The 17,922-nt window shown below is 57.0% G+C and carries 21 protein-coding genes and 1 tRNA gene; 9 read left to right on the forward strand and 13 right to left on the reverse strand.

The window, feature by feature from the left end:
* The first annotated feature begins 339 nt into the window (after positions 1-339).
* Positions 340-537, forward strand: coding sequence for a hypothetical protein (locus ACPF7Z_RS17690; protein WP_425194563.1), 198 nt, complete (start codon positions 340-342; stop codon positions 535-537).
* 91 nt (positions 538-628) lie between these two features.
* On the opposite strand, the gene ACPF7Z_RS17695 is transcribed toward ACPF7Z_RS17690, so the two are convergent.
* Positions 629-1,447, reverse strand: a complete 819-nt coding sequence (locus ACPF7Z_RS17695) for a Tim44 domain-containing protein (RefSeq protein ID WP_425194564.1) — start codon at positions 1,445-1,447, stop codon at positions 629-631.
* A 90-nt stretch (positions 1,448-1,537) separates the two neighbouring features.
* The gene (yaaA, locus tag ACPF7Z_RS17700) at positions 1,538-2,311 is read right to left on the reverse strand and encodes a peroxide stress protein YaaA (RefSeq protein WP_425194565.1); all 774 of its coding nucleotides are present in this window, start codon (positions 2,309-2,311) and stop codon (positions 1,538-1,540) included.
* 320 nt (positions 2,312-2,631) lie between these two features.
* On the opposite strand from yaaA, the gene ACPF7Z_RS17705 reads away from it, so the two are divergent.
* Positions 2,632-3,141 carry a tetratricopeptide repeat protein gene (locus ACPF7Z_RS17705; protein ID WP_425194566.1) on the forward strand — a complete coding sequence of 170 codons (510 nt, stop codon included), beginning with the start codon at positions 2,632-2,634 and terminating at the stop codon, positions 3,139-3,141.
* Positions 3,142-3,284: 143 nt separating this feature from the next.
* The gene (locus ACPF7Z_RS17710) at positions 3,285-3,788 is read left to right on the forward strand and encodes a hypothetical protein (protein ID WP_425194567.1); all 504 of its coding nucleotides are present in this window, start codon (positions 3,285-3,287) and stop codon (positions 3,786-3,788) included.
* A 24-nt stretch (positions 3,789-3,812) separates the two neighbouring features.
* Here the strand turns inward: ACPF7Z_RS17710 and ACPF7Z_RS17715 are convergent, their stop codons facing one another.
* The 8 genes from ACPF7Z_RS17715 to ACPF7Z_RS17750 all read right to left on the reverse strand — a co-directional run bounded on the left by ACPF7Z_RS17715 (position 3,813) and on the right by ACPF7Z_RS17750 (position 8,558).
* On the reverse strand, positions 3,813-4,802 hold the full coding sequence (locus tag ACPF7Z_RS17715) for an NAD(P)H-quinone oxidoreductase (RefSeq protein ID WP_425194568.1): 990 nt from the start codon (positions 4,800-4,802) through the stop codon (positions 3,813-3,815).
* 26 nt (positions 4,803-4,828) lie between these two features.
* Positions 4,829-5,380 (reverse strand): TIGR00730 family Rossman fold protein, encoded by a 552-nt coding sequence (locus ACPF7Z_RS17720; protein ID WP_425194569.1) that lies wholly within the window; start codon positions 5,378-5,380, stop codon positions 4,829-4,831.
* Positions 5,381-5,434: 54 nt separating this feature from the next.
* Entirely contained in the window at positions 5,435-5,956 is a 522-nt protein-coding gene (locus tag ACPF7Z_RS17725) for a DUF501 domain-containing protein (protein WP_425194570.1), read from the reverse strand.
* Positions 5,925-6,260 carry a hypothetical protein gene (locus tag ACPF7Z_RS17730; protein WP_425194571.1) on the reverse strand — a complete coding sequence of 112 codons (336 nt, stop codon included), beginning with the start codon at positions 6,258-6,260 and terminating at the stop codon, positions 5,925-5,927. The genes ACPF7Z_RS17725 and ACPF7Z_RS17730 overlap by 32 nt, the downstream gene beginning before the upstream one ends.
* Before the next feature lie 75 nt (positions 6,261-6,335).
* Complete coding sequence (gene ybaK / locus ACPF7Z_RS17735) at positions 6,336-6,806, reverse strand: Cys-tRNA(Pro) deacylase (RefSeq protein WP_425194572.1); 471 nt, start codon at positions 6,804-6,806, stop codon at positions 6,336-6,338.
* Positions 6,803-7,213 carry an acyl-CoA thioesterase gene (locus ACPF7Z_RS17740; RefSeq protein WP_425194573.1) on the reverse strand — a complete coding sequence of 137 codons (411 nt, stop codon included), beginning with the start codon at positions 7,211-7,213 and terminating at the stop codon, positions 6,803-6,805. Before ACPF7Z_RS17740 ends, ybaK begins: the two co-directional genes overlap by 4 nt.
* A 45-nt stretch (positions 7,214-7,258) precedes the next feature.
* Positions 7,259-8,074, reverse strand: coding sequence for a hypothetical protein (locus ACPF7Z_RS17745; RefSeq protein WP_425194574.1), 816 nt, complete (start codon positions 8,072-8,074; stop codon positions 7,259-7,261).
* A gap of 58 nt (positions 8,075-8,132) precedes the next feature.
* Positions 8,133-8,558, reverse strand: a complete 426-nt coding sequence (locus ACPF7Z_RS17750) for a hypothetical protein (RefSeq protein WP_425194575.1) — start codon at positions 8,556-8,558, stop codon at positions 8,133-8,135.
* Between the two features lie 45 nt (positions 8,559-8,603).
* On the opposite strand from ACPF7Z_RS17750, the gene ACPF7Z_RS17755 reads away from it, so the two are divergent.
* Positions 8,604-9,752, forward strand: a complete 1,149-nt coding sequence (locus tag ACPF7Z_RS17755; protein ID WP_425194576.1) for a MalY/PatB family protein — start codon at positions 8,604-8,606, stop codon at positions 9,750-9,752.
* A gap of 60 nt (positions 9,753-9,812) precedes the next feature.
* On the opposite strand, the gene ACPF7Z_RS17760 is transcribed toward ACPF7Z_RS17755, so the two are convergent.
* The gene (locus tag ACPF7Z_RS17760; RefSeq protein ID WP_425194577.1) at positions 9,813-10,745 is read right to left on the reverse strand and encodes a tetratricopeptide repeat protein; all 933 of its coding nucleotides are present in this window, start codon (positions 10,743-10,745) and stop codon (positions 9,813-9,815) included.
* 154 nt (positions 10,746-10,899) lie between these two features.
* On the opposite strand from ACPF7Z_RS17760, the gene ACPF7Z_RS17765 reads away from it, so the two are divergent.
* Positions 10,900-11,679 carry a DUF3750 domain-containing protein gene (locus ACPF7Z_RS17765; protein ID WP_425194578.1) on the forward strand — a complete coding sequence of 260 codons (780 nt, stop codon included), beginning with the start codon at positions 10,900-10,902 and terminating at the stop codon, positions 11,677-11,679.
* Positions 11,680-11,950: 271 nt separating this feature from the next.
* Here the strand turns inward: ACPF7Z_RS17765 and ACPF7Z_RS17770 are convergent.
* A tRNA-Met gene (locus ACPF7Z_RS17770) sits at positions 11,951-12,027 on the reverse strand.
* Between the two features lie 172 nt (positions 12,028-12,199).
* Here ACPF7Z_RS17770 and phbB point away from each other — a divergent pair.
* A complete protein-coding gene (phbB, locus tag ACPF7Z_RS17775) occupies positions 12,200-12,946 on the forward strand; it encodes an acetoacetyl-CoA reductase (protein ID WP_425194579.1) in 747 nt (248 codons plus the stop codon).
* Between the two features lie 67 nt (positions 12,947-13,013).
* On the opposite strand, the gene ACPF7Z_RS17780 is transcribed toward phbB, so the two are convergent.
* Positions 13,014-15,800: a DUF349 domain-containing protein gene (locus ACPF7Z_RS17780; RefSeq protein ID WP_425194580.1), complete on the reverse strand. Its 2,787-nt coding sequence runs from the start codon at positions 15,798-15,800 to the stop codon at positions 13,014-13,016.
* 224 nt (positions 15,801-16,024) lie between these two features.
* On the opposite strand from ACPF7Z_RS17780, the gene minC reads away from it, so the two are divergent.
* Genes minC through minE form a run of 3 tightly spaced genes read left to right on the forward strand, consistent with a single transcriptional unit; the run spans position 16,025 to position 17,891 of the window.
* The gene (minC, locus tag ACPF7Z_RS17785) at positions 16,025-16,774 is read left to right on the forward strand and encodes a septum site-determining protein MinC (RefSeq protein WP_425194581.1); all 750 of its coding nucleotides are present in this window, start codon (positions 16,025-16,027) and stop codon (positions 16,772-16,774) included.
* 47 nt (positions 16,775-16,821) lie between these two features.
* Positions 16,822-17,640: a septum site-determining protein MinD gene (gene minD, locus ACPF7Z_RS17790; protein WP_425194582.1), complete on the forward strand. Its 819-nt coding sequence runs from the start codon at positions 16,822-16,824 to the stop codon at positions 17,638-17,640.
* A complete protein-coding gene (minE, locus tag ACPF7Z_RS17795) occupies positions 17,637-17,891 on the forward strand; it encodes a cell division topological specificity factor MinE (RefSeq protein ID WP_048307784.1) in 255 nt (84 codons plus the stop codon). The genes minD and minE overlap by 4 nt, the downstream gene beginning before the upstream one ends.
* Positions 17,892-17,922 lie beyond the last annotated feature (31 nt).

Genomic DNA, 17,922 nt, shown 5'->3' on the forward strand with positions numbered 1-17,922 from the left:
TTAGCGGGCCCGAAGGGCGAGTCTCGGGAAGAGACGAGTAGAGTCCCGGAGTGCCGGCCAGCGGACGGCCGCCCCGCTCCTCGTCAGGCCTTTATCCGACCCCCCAGCCTCGCCGGGGCTGGGGGGTTGTGTGTGGTAGAAAAGGGGTGATGAAAAGATCGAACAGTTTCTAGATCCATTACGGGCGTGGCCGTTTTTACGAAGTTTTCACAGCAGTTTCTTTTTATCTGCACAAGTACATATTATCAAAGGATATTCTTGAGAGTGATGACGGTGGTAACCGCTTCTGATACGAGTTATCGTGCATTGGCTATTTAATGATGTCCAGAGGAGGCGAAAATGGAAAAGACTTTGATGCGTAAGCTAGGCTTGGCACTGTTGATGGCGCTGTTATTGGGCGGCGTTGCTGCTTGTGATGATCAGGGGCCAGCTGAAGAAGCGGGCGAAAATATCGATGAAGCCGCAGAAAATGCAGGCGATAGCGTAGAAGAGATGGGCGAAGAGATTCAAGATTCTGCTGAAGATGCTCAGAACTGAATGCTATAGTCTGTCTGGATACTTATAAAGGTTGTTAAAAAGCCGGGCAGTTTTGAACTGCTCGGCTTTTTTAGTGAATTTTTACTGTATGTTAGACATTCGGATTCTGTTCAATACCCTGGATGAACCAAGGGGCTTCATTACGTAAGTCGCGAACCAAGTGCCAGGTTTCGTTGAACTCATTATGCTCACCGTTTTCATCGATGATGCCATGAAAGAGTACTGTCGCTTCGGCTTGACGATCATATTCCCGTACATCTCCCAGCTCTGCAAAAAGGCGCACGATGTCGGTTCGGTTGTTTGCTGACTGGAGGTCGCGCTCTTGGCGTAGCTGATTGTAGAGTTCGGGAGTCACATATTCCTGGATACTACTGAAGTCATTGTTATCCCAGGCGCGCTGGAGAGTCATGAAATGCTCCTTGGCACTGCCCAAGAAGCGCTCTTTGTCGAACCAGGCTGGCTGGGCTGAGCCACTGCCACTAAATCCAGAAGCCGCGAACGCCGGTTGCTGATGGCTGGTTTGTGTTTGATGCTCGGAGTAACTTTGCGGGCCCGAGGCGATGGACACTCTGCGTCTACGGCTGAACAGGCGAAAAGCTAGCCAAATGGCGCCAGCGATCAGCAGCATGTCGAGTAAGCGCAACTCGTCGAAAGCCCCACCGAAAAATAGTGATGCCAATAGACCACCAGCGAGTAGGCCGGCGAAGGGTCCAGCAAAGCGTGATAATCCTTTTGAAGGCTGACGCTGCGGCGAACTTGCCGTTCTGCTTGGTGTGCTGGAAGGCGTGTTCGCAGAGCGTGAATAGGAACCGAAACTCTTGCCGCCCCCGAATCGCTTGGCCTCGGCATGGTCGACGGCCAATCCGAACCCGAGCAAGCCAACCAGCAGCATGACTAATAGATTACGCATCTAGTGCCTCCCAATAAAGGCGTCAGGACAAAGACGCTCATTCTAGCGTTTATTTCTGCTTTAGTATCTTTATTGTGGCTCATTGGCCGGTCATGCCTCCTCGCGGGTGAACACTGGAGTATCGTCCTCCGACATAGCGAAATTGAAGCGATAGCCGGCGATATCGAACTCCTTGAGCATATCCGGTGAGTCGATACGGTGGCGTATCAGCCAGGCACACATCAAGCCGCGCGCCTTTTTGGCATAGAAGCTGATGATCTTGTACTCACCATTCTTGGCGTCCTTGAATATCGGCGTGACGACTCTCGCGGATAGTCGCTTGCTATCGATGACCTTGAAGTATTCATTGGAAGCCAGGTTGACGAGCACATTGGATCCGCTTTTGCCAATGGCGGTATCCAGATCGCGTGTGAGGCGTTCTCTCCAGAAGGCATAGAGATCCTTGCCGGCGGCGTTGGGCAGCCGTGTTCCCATTTCTAGGCGATAAGGCTGGATCAGATCGAGCGGGCGTAACAGGCCGTAGAGACCCGAGAGAATACGCAGATGCTCTTGGGCAAATGCATTATCGTTGGCATCGAACGATGTGGCATTCAGGCCAGCATAGACATCGCCCTGAAAGGCTTGGGCGGCCTGCTTAGCGTTGTCAAGATCGAAGGGGAGATTCCATTCGGTGTGGCGGGCGGTATTGAGTCCGGCCAGTTTGTCGCTGATGCCCATCAGCTGAGCGAGCTGATGGGGCGAATAGTCGCGTAGGATCCCAATCAATACCCGGCTCTGCTCAAGATAATCAGGCTGCGTGTATTGATCAGAGGTAGGCGGAGTTTCGAAGTCCAATGTCTTGGCGGGTGAAATGACACTTAGCACAAGGTGCTCCTGAAATATCGGTCGTTAAAGTCGAGAGTATACCAAGCGTCTGCGAGAGATCAGCCATGAAGTCTCATTATCGACAGGGTTCAGAAAAAAGGGTTGAAATATTGCAGTGCAGCACTATGATGTGAACTGTCACCGTCCTTAAGTAACAAAGGGCAGGAGGCGCGGGTTGAGTCCGCCGTCAGGGAGGCGTATGCTTGCCCACCGATGATCCGGCAGCGGCCGGCACGGTCGGTAGTAAGGAGATGTAGGGCTCAGAACGAGCCGAATTCGACATTGTCACCCAAGGCAAATTGGATTTAAGGTTCTTAGCCATGACGCAGGCGTCTTCCTTGTTCACGCGGCTTGAGTTTCGGCTGGCAGAGCAACTTTTCCATACACGTTGGTTGCCACGTTCTCCGCGCACCCAGCGGCTAACTCTGCACCTGTTCCAGCGCTGTGCCGAAGCAGGACATGTTGATGCATTATCGGTCTATGGCCATATGCTTTTTCATCGCGGTATAACGCCCCAGGACAAGGCCAAGGGTGCGCGTTATGTACTGCAGGCAGCACAAAATGGTGATATCCACGCTCAATATCAGGCTGCAAAGATCTACGAGTTTGGTTGTGCCCAATACCCGCGTCGCGACGATCATGCGGTCACGTGGTATGCCCGTGCCGGGGAGTCGGGCCACCCCATGGCAGCCGAGCGCCTGGCTCGTGCCTATCGTTTAGGCGAATTGAGCCTCCCAGTAGATGCACAGCGCTCTGCCCACTGGCAGGAATTGGCCAATCGCGACATCGGCAATGCCGAGGCTTCCGTCCAAAAGTTTCAGGCACACTAAACGCCTGACATGCTTTGAGTAGGCCTACCTTAGTAGCGTAATAACGATATCTAAGCATGAAACCGGGTACTCTATCCAGAATAGGGTGTCGTGGTATTTCTCTTGCCCGCCCAAATTCTGCTCGAAGATAGGAACGTGATGACGTGACGCTGCCTATATTGCTCGATGTCGAAGCGTCCGGTTTCGGCCGCGGTAGTTATCCCATCGAGATCGGCTTGGCTAGAGCGGACGGCAGTACCTGTGCCTTCCTGGTTCAGCCATTGCCGGAATGGATCCATTGGGATCCAAAGGCAGAGCTGTTGCACGGTATCTCGCGCAATCGTTTGCAACGCGAAGGCCATCCGTCAGTGAAGGTTGCGCGCTGGCTCAATGATGAGCTCGGCACTTCTGGTATCGCCTATAGCGACAGCTGGGGGTATGACAATACATGGATTTCCCTATTGTTTTATCATGCAGGCGTGTTACCGCGCTTTCGTGTCGAAGCGCTTCGTCGGCTGCTTAGCGACGTCCAACTGGCACAATGGAAACGGGTCAAGGAAGCGCTAATAGAAGAACGCGGCATTCAGCGTCATCGTGCCGGAGAAGATGCCCGTTTGCTGCAGCTGACCTATCTGCGAACGCTAGGCTCACGGAGCGGCGAACATTAGTCGTCGCAGACTCGCCTTACCCTGTCACGCCTGGTCATTCACCGAAAGCAGTACCTTCCCCATGCTTGCATTGCTCTCCACGTAAGCCATGGCATCTTCGGCCTGTTGAATGGGGTAGTCGCGATCAATCAGAGGCTGCAGATCACCTTGGACCAGGCGCGGCCAGACATGCTTATACAGCTCGTCAAGAATCGCTCCCTTGGCCTGAGGTGACTTGCTGCGCAAGGTCGAGCCGATCAAGCGTTGGCGCTTCATCAGCATGCGCCCAAGGTCCAGTTCTGCGCAGCGTCCGCTCATCAAGCCGATCAAGACTAGACGACCGTCGGCATTGAGCACTTGCTGATTATCAGCCAGGTAATTGGCCCCTACGGGGTCCAGAATCATGTCGGCACCACCCCAGGCCTTGACCGCCTCGACGAAACTACCGCGGTGTCGATTCCATCCAGCATCTGCACCCAGCGCCAAACACTTTTCCAATTTGGCATCGCTGCCGACGGTGACGAAACACGGATGACCGAAAGCACGGCATAATTGAATGGCGGTCGTGCCGACACCACTGGCGCCTGCATGTAACAGCACATGTTCGGCCCTGCCCTCAACCTGGTTTAGGCTCAGGCCGCCTTCCATGAACAGGTTGAGCCAGGCGGTGGCGAACATCTCGGGTAACGCAGCCGCTTCACGCAATCCGAAGCCCTCGGGCAGTGGCAGCACCTGCGCTTGATGTACCAGCACTTCCTCTGCATAACCGCCACCGGCCAACAGTGCACAGACCTGCTGTCCGCTTTGCAATCGGTCTACCTGCGTGCCGGTTTCGACTACCGTACCGCTGATCTCCAGGCCGAGAATCTCGGAGGCCCCTGGCGGTGGCGGATAGCCGCCAGCACGCTGCATCAGATCGGCTCTATTCATGCCAGCCCAGGCGACACGGATGCGTACATCGTTGTCGTCTAGAGGCCCCGGCGTCGACTGCTCACGCCAGTTTAATGTTTGGTCGTCATGGGTGATGGCATACATGATGTCTTCCTTGATCCCCAGATTGTTTAACGAGGCTGCATCTGAGACTCGAGCATGTTCAGCAGCGCGTCGGCAAAGGGGGAGTTCAACAGTTTGGCGCGAGTATTCGTGGCCAGAAAGCCAGCCCTCGTGGCATTGTCCAGAAAGCCTAGCAAAGGCTTATAAAAGTCCGCCACATCAAGCACGCCGACCGGCTTGTCATGCAGTCCCAGGTATTGCCAGGTCCATACTTCGAACAACTCTTCCAGAGTGCCTATGCCCCCAGGCAGCGCAATGAAGGCGTCGGCATGCTCGGCCATGACGGCCTTGCGTTCATGCATACTGGTAACACGGATCAGCTGACTTAGACCAGAGTGAGCCATTTCGCGTTCGATCAACTGGTGAGGTATTACACCAATGACTTCGCCACCGGCCTCGAGCACGGTGTCGGCGACGATTCCCATCAAACCGACATGAGCACCGCCATAGACCAGTCCATAGCCCCGTTTTACGAGACTACGGCCCAATTCGATGGCCGCTTTACGAAAGCGTGGGTCGTGACCTTCGCGTGATCCCAGATAAACGCAGATTCTCGGCATAACACTTTCCCGTCGTCACTCTTTTTTTCATGAGCCAAGCAAGCAGATAGACGCTCAAGGCAGGCTGTCGATAACGCCATATTCCGCATCCAGCCATTGGCCGATGACATTATCGCCGCAAAGATGATGGGCATACTGAGTGTGTAGGCAACGCACCTGATCCCAATTGGTGATGCCCCCGATGCCACGCTGGCGAAGCAGTTCGGTATAGCCTCGTTGTTCGGCTAGATCGCGATCTTCTTGAGTCATGTGTTGCCAACGCCGGGCAACATAGTCTTCATGACTGCGATGGTAGGCGGTGAGAAAGGCGGAGTCTTCTTTCAGGCGCGCTTCGAGTTGCTTGATCACTCCGCGAGCCTCGATATGCGAAAGCTCGACCTTGAGTCGGTCAGAGCTCAGCCAGTAGAGAGTCGGAAAAGGCTTGTCATCGACGATGGACTGCATGCGCAGTACCAGCGGCGTGTCTTCACCGTCGATGGCGGTGATTGCCTGAATACCGCGGGGCGCCCGGCCAAGTTGCCTGGCAATGATCGTCAATTGGTCATCATTTGGAACTTGATCGGTTTGGATCACCATGGTCGTCGTCGGGGTCCCGCAGAAATTTGTTCGAACGTGCTACGCCACGAAAAAAAGCCTTGTTGAGCTGCACAGGCGTCGGCACATAACCCCATTGACGCTCACAATACTCATTGGCACGAATGATCAGTGCATCGTAGAGGCGGTTGAAGGGCGCATCATAATCGTAAGGGTCGTCGCCGAACAAGCGTATGTGAGGATAGTCGGCGAAGCGTTCGACGAAGTAGCGCTCGAGATCGGCTTCGACGGCACGATGACGCTCGACATCCTCGGGATCGATCCATAGATCATAGCGAATTGCCATGCTGGCTCCAGAGCAATGTCGGTGGGCAATATCTGATTATGACAGTCCAGTGTGACAGTTTATCCGGCCGGGTACTCAATTTCTTGCCAGTGGCACGAAGCTGGCTTGGGTAAGACGTTGCAGATCGCTGGGGCGCAAAGCAATCTCGAGACCTCGCCGTCCGGCACTGACATACAGATGCTTACGGTGCTCGGCACCAATGTCGATATAGGTTGCCAGACGTTGCTTCTGACCCAGTGGACTGATGCCGCCCACCACATACCCGGTAGCACGCTCCGCTGCCGGCGCCTCGGCGAGTACCGCCTTCTTGGCTCCTGCAGCGCGAGCCAACGCCTTGAGATCGAGAGTGCTTGAAACCGGCACCAGGGCCACAAGCAAGCGCTGACCGTCGACGCTGGCCAGCAATGTCTTGAATACTTCCTCCGGTGAAAGCCCCAGAGCGTTGACCGCCTCTTCGCCATAGGCTGGTACATTCGCATCATGCCGGTATTCGAGTAGCTCGAAGTCGATACCGCGTTCTTCCAGCAAACGAATGGCGGGTGTCATGCACTGTCCTCGCTCTCATCCACCAAGTGCTTCTCCAGTTCGCGGCGAATGTCCGGTGGTAGAGGAGTGGCGTGCTTAACCGTGTGATCGTAATACACCAGTACGGTGTTACCTTGCGCGCCGGGGCGGCCGTACTGCCACGCCTCCTGGGTGACGGTGAAGGAACTATTGCCCAGTCGCGAGAGCCAGGTGCGCAGCTCGATGTCCTCGCCGTAAAAGAGTTCGGCGCGATACTCGACCTCCATACGGGCCATGATCAGTGACCATTTGCGTGGATCCAGGTCCGGCGTGAACAGCCGAAACACATCGTTGCGTGCCCATTCGAACCAGGCGGGGAGGCGGGTGTTATTGATGTGACCCAAAGCGTCGGTATCGTAGAAGGCGGGCTCTATCTGGCGAGTGAACATGAACATATCCTTTGTAGAGAGCATCAACCTGAGCCCGGCACCGGATCAGGCACGAGCGGTAGCATGACGACCTTGCCACCAGATTTGCAAGCGGGTCCATAGCAAGAGCCACAGAGTGGCGACAGCGAAGCCGATCAGCGTTCCCAGGAGGAGACCCAGGGTCGAGTAGGTCAGCGATACGCATAGCGCATACCAGAGCAACGACCCCAGTCCCGCTGGATAGTGCTTGATCACCGTGGCAACCGGCGCGGCCCCATGGGTCAAATGGAGTATGACCAGGAAAGGGTACATGGTGACCGGGAAGGCGGCGAGTATACCGGCCCAGGCAGTGGGCACCACATGGGCAAGCCCGGTGATCAGGAAGATGATTCCCGCGGCCAGGCCCGAGCGAAAGGCCAGGGCCCACCAGGAAAAACGCCCTCGGGCGACGGCACGGGCATCCGGCACACGGCGATAGAGCCATGTGAATACCGCTATGGCCACCAACGTGGTCAATGTGCCGCTTATTCGATTGAAATCCGCCTGGGCCAGCAATGTACTGGCGACCAGCCAGCACAGAAGGCCGCCCGCCGTACCTGCCAGTACCCCGGACAAACCGTCGCGTCGACCGCACAGCAGATAGCCGCCGCCAAGCGCCAGAGTCGAGGTAAAGCCGGCCAGGGTGTGCACGGCGCTGTCGGCGGCAAACTCGGGAGACAGTTCGAGGCCGATGAAGAACAAGGCAATGGCGGTGCCCAGCGGGTACCCGGAGAGCAGCCCTGCAACCCGCGTGCTGACACGTTCGGCGATCATCGACAAGCCGAGTACGACACCTACGGAAATCAAAAGCTTGGCTATCTGCAAGATTAATGGCGCTTCCATTAAAGGTTCCTTCGGTCCATCAAGATTGTCTTACATATTACTGTTTTATCAGTAGTGCCTATATGAGACGTTGGGTCAGTTTATCCGCCCAGGCCCACTCCAATGCCGGCTTGAGCGTCTCATGCAGGTGATCGGGTAGTGCCTCATGTGCCTGGTTGAAATCATCGAAGTGACGGTTGCGTAGCCAACAGTAAGCCCAGGCACAGGCTTCGGGTTCGTCCCGGGGGATGGGGCGAGAGGGCATCTGTACCAACAGAAACAGCGATGTGCGGGCAGCCCACAGCGGTGGTCGCTCTTCATCGCTCCATTTGCTTAGCATATCACCGCTGGGAGTGACCTCTGGCTCGCCTAGCTTGGCCAAGCGTGCGGTATCGGCCAGAATCATCGCAAGGCGATCGGGGGTGGCCTGGCCCAGTAGCAGCCAGTGGCCCACCAGTCGTGAGGCACCTTGCATAGCCTTGGCATAGAAGGCGCTTTCAGGCATGTTCGATCCTTTGATGAAATAGAATAGATAGGACAAGGAGGTGTCATGCTTTTCGATTTTGCCACGTCCATCGACCGCCGCCAGTATCCATCGCAGAAATGGCAGCGCTACGATGAGGATGTGCTGCCGTTATGGGTCGCCGACATGGATTTCGCCTCGCCTCCCACGGTCACCGAGGCATTGCAGGCTCGGGTCGCCCATGGCGTCTTCGGTTATGGCCGGACCCCGGATAGCCTTCGCCAAACGCTGTGCGAATGGAGCAGACGGCATTATGACTGGCAAATCGATCCGCAGTGGCAGCTCTGGCTGCCGGGGGGCGTGCCGGCATTGCATCTGGCCAGTTTGGCGTTGACCGAGCCCGGTGATGGCGTGTTGACCGTCACGCCGATCTACCCCCCGTTTCTCAAGGTGGCCGATCATACCGGGCGGCTGGCTCAGACCGCCGAACTAGCCGAGCCGGCATCCCCAGGCGAACCCTGGCAACTCGATCTTGAGGCACTTGAGGCGGCGATCACGCCGCGGACTCGGCTACTGCTATGGTGCCACCCGCACAATCCTACCGGTCGCGTCTGGCGGCGTGAGGAGTTGGCGATTGTGGCCGAGCTGGCCGAGCGTCACGATCTACTGATCGTTTCCGATGAGCTGCACTGCGACCTGATCCTCGATGACGAGCCCCATCGTCCGCTGGCAGCACTTTTTCCCGAGTTGGCTCGGCGAGTCATCACGTTATGGGCACCTTCCAAGACCTTCAATGTGGCCGGACTCACCTGTGCGTGCGCTGTCATTTCCGATGCCACTCTGCGTAAACGCTTCGAGCAGGCGATGAGCGGACTGATGCCGAGCGTCAACGTGTTGGGCCTGTTGGCCGCCGAGATAGCCTATGCCGAGGGCGAGTCCTGGCGGCAGGCGCTGCTCGAGGTCCTGCGAGTCAATCGTGATCGCATTGGTGAATACGTCGCGCGCTGGCCCGGCGTGTCATGGCATGCGCCTGAATCCACCTATCTCGCCTGGCTGGATCTACGTAAGGCAGGCCTTGGTGAGTCACCACAGCAAGTCCTGCTTGAACGGGCTCAGGTTGCTCTGTCCGATGGTACCGATTTCGGCGCGCCCGGTTTCGTGCGGCTCAATTTCGGTACGCCGACGGCGCAGCTGGAGCAGGCGTTGCAGCGTCTCGATCAGGTGCTTGGCAAATAGCGGACAATGAAACGGCGAGCCAGAGCTCGCCGATAGGTATGGCGCTGCATGCCGGTCGGCTCAATAGAGCAGTGCAAACAGCTTGCGGCGATACGTGACGGTCAACGGATGATCCGCCCCCAAGGCATCGAAGACTCGTAACAGCGTCAGTCGGGCGGCGTCCTCACCATAAGCGCGGTCGGTTTTCATCACGCCGAGCAGTCCGTCCAGTCCGGCTTCGTATTGACCATCGGCCACCTGACGCAGGGCGCGTTTATAGCGAGCTTCGCTGTCATCGCGTCCTTCCAGCGCTGCCAGTTCTTGATGACTGGGCGCCTCCTCACCGAATTCGATGCGGGCGCGCACACCACGCGCCTTGGCGGCATCGCGCTGCTCCGGTGGCAGGTTGTCGAGAAGCGCTTTAGCTTCCTCGGCATTACCCTCTGCCAACACAGCGCTGGCCAGGCCGATCTGGTAGTCGTAGTACTCTGGATGCTCCTGAGTGAGCTGCTGATAAATGGCGCGGGCAGCGGCCGCATCACCGGCGGCCAGGGCGGCTTCGGCTTGCTCTTCGGGGCTGGCCGGGGCGTCTTGGGGTGCCTCAATGTACTGGGCCAGCCATTCGCGAATCTGCTTCTCCGGCAATGCCCCCTGGAACTGATCATACAGCTGGCCTTGGCTGATCAGTTTGACGTCTGGCACCGAGCGGATACCTAACTGAGCTGCAATCTGCTGATGTTCCTCGATATTGAGCTTGGCCAGCACGAAGGCGCCGGCGTATTCCTTGGCCAGTTTTTCCAGAATTGGCGTCAGTGTCTTGCAGGGTTCGCACCAGGGAGCCCAGCAATCGAGCAGTACCGGCGTATTGACGGAGCCCTCTAGCACCACCTGCTGGAAGTTCGACATGTCGACATCGAGGATGTAGGCCGAAGGATCGGCTTGGGCAGAACCTGTCGGCTGCGGTGTCTCGGAGGGATTGAGCGGAGCCCCGGTATTGGGATCGACAATCGGCATAGCGCTTGGCCTTGTTGAAGAAAAGGATATTTCAGTAATTGCGGGTGACCCGAGAGGGATTCAAGGGCTGCTCACTGATGGGCGGCAGTTATCGTCATAATAACAACCTGATGCTCGCTTCACCGAGTAGAGTCGAATTCATATAGAGGTGCTAATGAAGCAGAAGAGTAGGTATCTGCTGAAGGGGCTCGGACTGGTAGGTATAGCGTTGGTCCTGCTGCTTGCAGGCCCGGTACTGATGCTGGCAAGTCCACAAGTCGATCTCGATGGCCACTGGGCGACCGCGGATCGCTCGCCCGTGGGTCTGGCGCCGGCCCCTGATCAGGTTTTTGAAGCAGTGGTGCAGGTCTATGCGGTGCGCGCCTTCAAGTGGCGCGGTGCCTTTGGCGTGCATACTTGGATCGCCACCAAGGCAGAGGGCGCCTCTTCCTATGTCCTGCACGAAGTGACCCGCTGGTACTCCTCGACCAGTATGGTGAGTCGCTCGCCGGATCGTGCCTGGTTTGGCAATTCGCCTTGGCTACTAGCCGATTATCGTGGCGACATCGCGACACGGATGATTCCCAGGATTAGCGCCGCTGCTGCCGACTATCCCTTTGCGGAGGATTACGCTATTTGGCCAGGGCCTAACAGCAATACCTTTACCGCTTGGGTCGTCCGGGAAGTGCCCGAGCTGCGGGTACACTTGCCACCTACGGCGGTAGGTAAGGATTTCCTCTCGATGGGATTCTTTGCTCCGGTGCCCAGCGGCAGTGGCTACCAGTTGTCATTCGGTGGCGCGTTTGGAGTGCTGATTGCCTTGGAAGAAGGTATTGAATTCAACCTGCTGGGCCTGACGCTGGGTGTCGATCTAGCCCATCCCGCGCTGAAGCTGCCAGGTATTGGTCGACTGGGTCTTGATCAGCCGGTGTCGGGCAATGCCGTCGTGCAGTAAAAAGCCGACACTCGAAGTATCGGCTTGTCTGAATTCGGTAGCGGGGACCGCTGATTCTGAATAGAGAGGGAACCGATGACCTTCGGGTTATGAGGGAGTTCAGCGTGCTCATACGAAAAAGCCGACACTCGAAGGTATCGGCTTGTCTGAATTTGGTAGCGGGGACCGCTGATTCTGAATAGAGAGGGAACCGATGACCTTCGGGTTATGAGGGAGTTCAGCGTGCTCATACGAAAAAGCCGACACTCGAAGGTATCGGCTTTTTTGAATTTGGTAGCGGGGACCGGATTTGAACCGATGACCTTCGGGTTATGAGCCCGACGAGCTACCAGACTGCTCCACCCCGCATCAGATTGTGCGTTGCATTATAAGGAAATTCTGTAAAGTGTCAAGCGCCCAAAAGCCGGACAACCAGAGAAAACTCGTCCATACTCCTTGATGTGAATGCCCCAATAGCGGCATTCCATTCTGGAAAGACTGACATCGTCAGTTCATTTGTCATGACTCAGGGGGAGACAATATGACTCAAACAACACCCGTGGCTTGGGTAACCGGTGGAACCGGGGGCATAGGTTCTGCTATCTGCCGCGAACTGGCCAAGGAGGGCTATCAGGTCGTTGCAGGTTACCGTAATCCAGATAAGGCGAAGGCTTGGTTAGAAGAGCAGAAGGCTGCAGGCTTCGACAATATCGCGCTTTCTGGAGCCAACCTGATCAATTACGAGGATTGTGAAGCCGGTGCCCGCGAAATTATTGAGCAGTATGGTCCTATAAGCGTATTGGTCAACTGTGCGGGCATCACTCGTGACACCACCATGAAGAAGATGACCGCCGAACAGTGGCGCGAAGTCATCGACACCAACCTCAATAGCGTTTTCAACACCTGTCGCAGTGTTCTAGGAAGCATGCTCGAGGAGGGGTATGGGCGTATCGTCAACATTTCGTCGATCAATGGGCGCAAGGGGCAGTTTGGCCAAGCCAACTATGCGGCAGCGAAGGCCGGTATGCATGGCTTGACCATGTCGCTTGCTCAGGAGACCGCCACCAAAGGGATCACCGTCAATACCTTGTCGCCTGGCTATATCGCCACCGACATGATCATGGATATTCCAGAGAAGATCCGCGAGTCGATTCGCGAAGGAATTCCCGTCAAGCGTTTCGGTGAGCCTGAAGAGATCGCAAGGGCGGTCGCTTTCCTGGCGAGTCGTGGTTCCGGTTTTATCACTGGGGCAAATCTCGATATCAACGGTGGTCAATTCATGGGCTGACGACGAAATGTTGTTGGATTCATTTATACATGAACGAGAGCGAGGCGACCGCCTCGCTCTCGGCGTTTCAAGAGGTGGGGGGGGAGGCGTCGGCAAGCTGAGTCAGCAGCCTATCCAGTTCAATGACCTCGCGGGACCATATCGCTGGCGGTACCGGGCCGGTGGCAAGGATGTCGCAGAGAATATCGTGAAGCTCATCGGTTCTGGAGTAAGCCTGCTCCCGCGCGGCATTGAGGCGTTTTACCTGGATCGCCAAGCGCAGCGGCTCGTCCTCGCGCTCGATGCGATCCCCCGCCAGTAGCGTCAGATGCACCCGTGAACGAGACAGCGCCGCTTTGATATAGTCATCATCAGGTCGAGCATGCCGCGCCTTGTTACGTTGCTCGTGGGCGTGTTCCATTGCCTCGTCGAGGGTCTCGCCAGGCGCCAGCGAACTGTCGACATCCTGGGCGTCATGCCCCTTGAGAGCAAGAGCATCTGCGTGGCGATGCGCCTCCAGCAACGGGCCTAGACGCTGCCAACGTAATGCTTCTTCGCTCAATGCCAGGCGCGCGAGTCGGTCGCGTCGGGAGCTTACGATGCCCATCCAGCGTTTACGCATACCCTCGCTGCGACGTCCCGACGGTAGGGGTTCCAATGCCTCTGCGTTGGCGACGGCCTGATCGAGAGTCGATGCCTCGTCACTGCTCGACGGCTGCCAGGCATCGATACGTTCAATCAGAGCCTGCATGGCATCGAGATGTTCCTGGGCGCGCTGTGCACGGTCATCGCGTTCGTTTTCACGCGCGGCAAAGATGTTGTCGCACAAGCCGCGAAACTCACGCCAGAGCGCCTGTTCCTCGCCCTTGGGAGCTCGACCGAGTTTGCGCCAACGATGCTGCAATACCTTGGCCTGATCGGCCCGTCTGGATGCCGACCCTGAGTCCGCTTGTAGGCGACGTGCCTCCTCCACGAGTTCCTGCTTGGCAACACCTATCTCCTGGGCACGCCGATCGATCAGGGTTTGCAACGCGTGACGAATATGACTGAAGCGACGACCGATACTCTCGCCATGACCGCGAGGGATTGGCGAAAAGAGGCGCCACTGCTCTCGCGCCCGATCACGGATCAGACGCAAGGCGTCAGGATCGGCATTCGCATCGGAGTGCTCGAGCAAAATCTCGAGTTGTTCGCACAGTGCTACCCGGGCATCAAGATTGCGCTGACGTTCTTCATCTTGAGCCTTACGCCATGGGCCCAGGCGCTCATGAATACGGTCGGAGGCAGAGCGAAAGCGTGTCGAGAGTTCCCGGTCGATTGCCGCATCCCCCAGTTCCTTCCACTCCTTGATGAGTTGCCGATGTCGGCGATCGAGGTCGCTATCGCTCAGGGCGGTATTGTCGGCCAGTTCGACAATGGTCTGGCACAACTGATCCCGCTTGGGGCCAGCAACAAAATTACGCCAATCACGTAGTTCCGATAGCTGGGCGCCAAGACGCTTGAGGATTGGCTGATGGGCGCGGGACTGGTCCTCTGAAAGCATGTCGCTACGCTGGCGCAGGCTTTGATACAAGCGACTGGCCTGCTTGAAGGCGCCGCGCTCAAGCAAGCGCTCGAGCTCCTTTAGATCATCTTCGAAACGTGCGGTTTGCCGATCATCCGGCTCGGTTGTCCTATCGTCCGCAAGATAATGACGGACTTGTTTCAACAGCGGAGAGGGCGGCAGCTCGGAAGGCCAGTCGAGGGCTTGCAGTGCCTGACATAACTCGGGATCGTTCTGACGGTACCAGGCATCATTCAGCGTAGGCGTGTACTGCTCCAGTCGTTTCCAAACGTGGTTGATGTGGTCCAGCTCGGTCAGTGCCCGAGTATAGCGAGCACTGGTTTCCGCATCCGGCGCATGTTGGTCGGAGAGCGTTTGCCAGCGATTGGCCAGCAGATGCTTGTGCGCATTCAGGCTTGCCAGATCTTGTTCCGTGATTTGCTCCTGCTGGCGCAAGCTTGCCAGATCCTGCTCAAGAGCTTCGATCATCGCTCGACGCGCAGCGTCGGCATCGTTACGCTGGCGATCCGCATAGGCGAGTGCCTGGTGTTGAGTCTCATGGTCACTGATGATCTTACGGCAGCGTAGGCTAGCCTCCTGGAAACGGAGTTCCTGAGCGCGGCTCGGTAGATCGCTGAGCGCTTCCCATTCCCGTTGCAGATGGCGATAGCGGCCGGCGTATAGGGGTTCCCAGGTGTGGTGAGCATGCTGCTCAAGCGCCTCGAGAATGCGTTCGCGTTTGGCTCGCTGAGCCTCGGTCTGAGCAGCATTTTCACGCAGGCGGTTCAAACGCTCCCGAGCCAGGCGAATGACCTGTTTGTCACGCCGCGCCTCGCGGCTTAGACGTGCAAGCCCATGCTCGGTAACGACGCGTCTGGCGGCGGCATGGCGTACTGCTGCGATGTTGTTCTCGATGGCTTGATGGATGAGGATGTCTTCATCCTGCAAGCGTGCAAGAGCGGTCAGGCGTAATTCCTGATTGTCGCCGTGAAGCGCCAGTTGGCTAAGCAGCGTCGGGTCATCGATCTCTTCGATCAGGCTCAGGCGTGTCGCGAGAGGCGGCGCACCGGGTTGACCGATCAGCAGAACGAGCAAGCGGGCTTGCAGCTCAGGAGAGTCGTGCTCTACTTTAAGCCGCATCAGCTGAGCCGGGTCCATCAAGCGGGCTAGCGCCGCCTGCCGGACACTGGCATGCTCATCGACAGCGAGAAGCTCCAAACGCTCACGATCCTGAGGCTGCGCGACATCCAGACGCGCCACCGCCTGACGACGCACCGCTGGGTCTCGATGTTGCCAACGGGGCGCAAAAAAACGACGTAACAAACCTGACATCACTGGACATGCATCCCTGAAAGAATTTTATATTATGGGCGACGCTGAGCGGCATCCTGCCATTATCGATGCTTTAACATCTAAGCATGTGTATGACTACCGTGAAAGCTCGAAGCGTTGATGCACGATGACGCTGACAAGTCGCATCCGCTAAGCGTATCATCGGTTGCAGCCTGGTAACCCCTCGCTTAGTTTAGTGACATTACCCGACACGGAGATCGGCGATGAGTCTCAACGTGGACAGAGAAGGTATAGCCTTTTCTTTCAAGGGTGGCATGCTGCCCATGACAGTCATGGAACTGACCAGCGCGGATCCGGAGCGGATTCGCGAGCAATTAGCGGGCAAGTTAAGCCAGGCCCCTGCGTTTTTCCAGCATACACCGGTCGTGCTCAGCGTTGAAAAGCTCAATGAGCCGCATCTGGCTCTCGAGCGTATCTGCGCTGTATGCCGGGCTCACAAGCTGCTGCCCGTTGCCGTTCGCGGCGGTCCCGATCCAGTCAAGCAATCGGCCTGGGCCTTGGGTCTGGGGTGGTTTCCTCCTCAAGAGTCGCGCTCGCGTACCCTAGAGAGCGTTTCTCCTTCGCCGCTCGAAAAGGAGCCGCAGCAGGAAGAAGTGAGTCCTGCACCTCCGGGAATCGCCCCGGTCGGCAGCCGTATCTTCCGTGGTACCGTGCGCTCGGGTCAGCAGATCAGCGCACCCGAGGGTGACCTGGTGATATTGGGCGCGGTCAATGCCGGCTCCGAAGTGCTGGCCGGAGGCAATGTGCATGTTTATGGTGCATTGCGTGGACGTGCACTCGCCGGTATTCACGGTGACCGCGAAGTCGGTATTTTCTGTCATGAACTGCATGCCGAGTTACTTTCCGTGGCAGGGAATTACAAGCGTCTCGAGGATATCGACCCGCAATTGCTGGGTAAGGCAGTACAGGTGCATCTCGATGACGATCAGTTGACTATCGCGGCACTGGTTTGAAGAGAGAGGCTATGAACGATCATCAAACAAGCAACAGGAAGCATATCTTGGCCAAGATCATTGTAGTGACCTCCGGCAAAGGTGGGGTCGGGAAAACGACCAGTGCAGCAGCCATCGCTACCGGGCTGGCACTACGCGGCAACAAGACGGTGGTGATCGACTTCGACGTGGGCCTGCGCAACCTGGATTTGATCATGGGTTGCGAGCGCCGCGTGGTATACGATTTTGTCAACGTGATTCAGGGTGAGGCCGGCCTTAATCAAGCCATGATTCGTGACAAGCGTGTCGACAATCTTTACATCCTGCCGGCCTCCCAGACCCGCGACAAGGACGCCCTGACGTCCGAAGGGGTCGAGAAGGTACTCGAGGATCTGTCCAAGGATTTCGACTATATCATCTGCGATTCACCTGCGGGTATCGAGCGTGGCGCCCAGTTGGCCATGTATTACGCCGATGAAGCCGTGGTGGTGACCAACCCCGAAGTGTCCTCGGTGCGCGATTCCGATCGTATCCTGGGGCTGCTGTCCGCCAAGACGCGGCGTGCCGAACAAAAGCGCGATCCGGTCAAGGAGCATTTGTTGATCACACGTTACCACCCAGAGCGAGTCACCTACGGTGATATGCTCAATCTGGACGATATACGCGAGATTCTGTCCATCAACCTGATTGGATTGATTCCCGAATCCGAGGCAGTGCTGCGGGCCTCTAACCAGGGGGTACCGGTGAGTCACGATCAGAAAAGCGATGCCGGCCAAGCCTACACGGATACCGTATCGCGGTTACTGGGTGAGGATGTGCCGCTACGCTTCCACGAATTTCAAAAGAAGAGCCTGCTCTCTCGTATGTTTGGAGGAGGTCGTCGGTGAAACTACTCGAATTTCTGAAGCGCGAACGCAAACAGTCGGCTTCGGTGGCCAAGGAGCGTCTGCAGATCATCGTCGCTCACCAACGCAGCCAGCGCGGACAGCCCGATTACATGCCAATGCTCGAGAAGGAGTTATTGGAGGTGATTCGCCGCTACGTCAATGTGGATCAGGAGGCCATCAACATCAGCCTCGATCGGGAAGACGACTGTTCGGTCTTGGAGCTTAACGTTACCTTGCCGCACAGTGGCTGAGAGATCGGCACCACTATGCTAGGCTGATCGC

This window comes from Halomonas sp. GXIMD04776 (assembly GCF_049808615.1).
Taxonomy (GTDB): Bacteria; Pseudomonadota; Gammaproteobacteria; order Pseudomonadales; family Halomonadaceae; genus Modicisalibacter.